This is a genomic window from Pseudomonas sp. 05N434 (genome assembly GCF_056396965.1).
The window spans coordinates 1-1,778 of record NZ_JBFTMK010000771.1; the positions used below are offsets into that span (position 1 = coordinate 1).

At 62.1% G+C, this 1,778-nt stretch carries 2 protein-coding genes and 1 pseudogene; all 3 read left to right on the forward strand.

Features of this window, described 5'->3' with window-relative positions; all coding sequences use genetic code 11:
- On the forward strand, positions 1-451 hold a 451-nt coding region (locus AC1DLB_RS29175), incomplete at its 5' end, for an arginine N-succinyltransferase (protein WP_477786204.1).
- 61 nt (positions 452-512) lie between these two features.
- A complete protein-coding gene (astA, locus tag AC1DLB_RS29180; RefSeq protein ID WP_064617603.1) occupies positions 513-1,547 on the forward strand; it encodes an arginine N-succinyltransferase in 1,035 nt (344 codons plus the stop codon).
- A gap of 134 nt (positions 1,548-1,681) precedes the next feature.
- Positions 1,682-1,778 (forward strand): annotated as a pseudogene (locus AC1DLB_RS29185) (isocitrate lyase/PEP mutase family protein); the annotation flags it as partial.

Here is a 1,778-nt window from a genome sequence, read left to right on the forward strand (position 1 = left end):
CGTCGAGGCCGAGCGGCTTTGCGGCCTGCAGAGCCGGACATTCCTCGCAGAATTGATGCCGCAATACCCGATCTACGTGCCGATGCTGTCGCAGGCTGCGCAAGATTGCATCGGCCGGATCCACCCCGATGGCCAGGAGGCCTTCGACATTCTGGAGCGCGAAGGCTTCGAGACCAACAGCTACATCGACCTGTTCGACGGCGGCCCGACGCTGTACGCCCGCACCTCAAGCATTCGTTCCATCGCCCAGAGCCAGGCCGGCACGGTGCAGACGGGCTCGCCCATCGACGCCCGTGGCAGTTACCTGGTGAGCAACGATTCGTTGAAGGACTACCGCGCCATCGTCGCCGAACTGGACTACTGCGCCGGGCAACCTATCGCCTTGAGCGCCGAGATGTGCGCGGCCTTGAACGTGACCGACGCCAGTGCGATCCGGCTGATCGCCCTGTGAGTGGCAACCGGCCCCGAGCCCAACGACAGCGCCCGAGCAGGCGCGAAGAAGGAGCTGCATCATGATTTTGCGCCCGGTTCAAATGACCGACCTGCCCGCTTTACTGGATTTGGTACAACGGGCCGGCCCCGGGTTCACTACCCTGCCGGCCAACGAAGAGCGCCTGACCCACCGGGTGCGCTGGGCCCAGCGGACTTTCGCCGAACAGGTCGAGCGCGCGGATGCCGACTACCTGTTTGTGCTCGAAGACGATGATCAGCAAGTGGTCGGCGTCAGTGCCCTGATCGGGGCCGTCGGTCTGCGTGAGCCCTGGTACAACTACCGGGTCGGGCTCACGGTCAGTTCATCGCCGGACCTGGGCATTCAGCGCCAGATCCCCACGTTGTTCCTCAACAACGAAATGACCGGGCAATCGGAAATCTGCTCGTTGTTTCTGCGACACGATCAACGTTATGGCAGCAATGGTCGATTGCTGTCGCTGGGGGGACTGCTGTTCGTTGCCGAATTCCCCCAGCTGTTCGGCGACAAGCTCATCGCCGAACTGCGCGGCAGTGCCGACGAACATGGCTGCTCACCGTTCTGGGACAGCCTGGGCCGGCACTTCTTCAAGATGGATTTCAGCCATGCCGATCACTTGTCGGGGCTGGGCAGCAAAGCGTTCATCGCCGAACTGATGCCGCGCCAGCCGCTCTACACCTGCCTGCTCACCGAACAGGCCCAGGCGGTGATCGGCAAGCCCCACCCCAACACCGAACCGGCGCTGAAGATCCTCACCGCCGAGGGGTTTGCCCATAAGGGTTACATCGACATCTTCGACGCAGGCCCGGTGATCGAAGCCCCGGTGTCGAGAATCCGCGCGGTGCGCGACAGCCAATCACTGGTGCTGGCCATCGGCACGCCCGACGACCAGGCCCCGGTATGGCTGATCCACAACCGTCGCCTGGAAAACTGCCGCATCACCACCGCCCGGGCGCGGCTGGTGGGCAATAGCCTGGTGGTCGACCGCCTCACCGCCAAACGCCTGCAATTGCAACCCGGCAGCTCGGTACGCGCGGTGCCGCTGCTCAACCAACAGCAGCAAGCGGTAGCGGCGTGAGCGGAAAAGATCTTGCGTTCACTTGCCAAAAAAATTCGTCATCATCCTTTACCCGCCCGCGTGATAGCCTTTTGTTCCTTCGGCGTTGACACTTTTGCTCAAGCCCTTCCATTCCTTTATATGGTGGAACTCGTATGTCCAGGCTTTCTCACCAAGATTTACGCCGTAATTTCCGCCAACTGCTCGCTTCCGGCATCTGCTACCACACGGCCTCTGTCTTCGACCCGATGT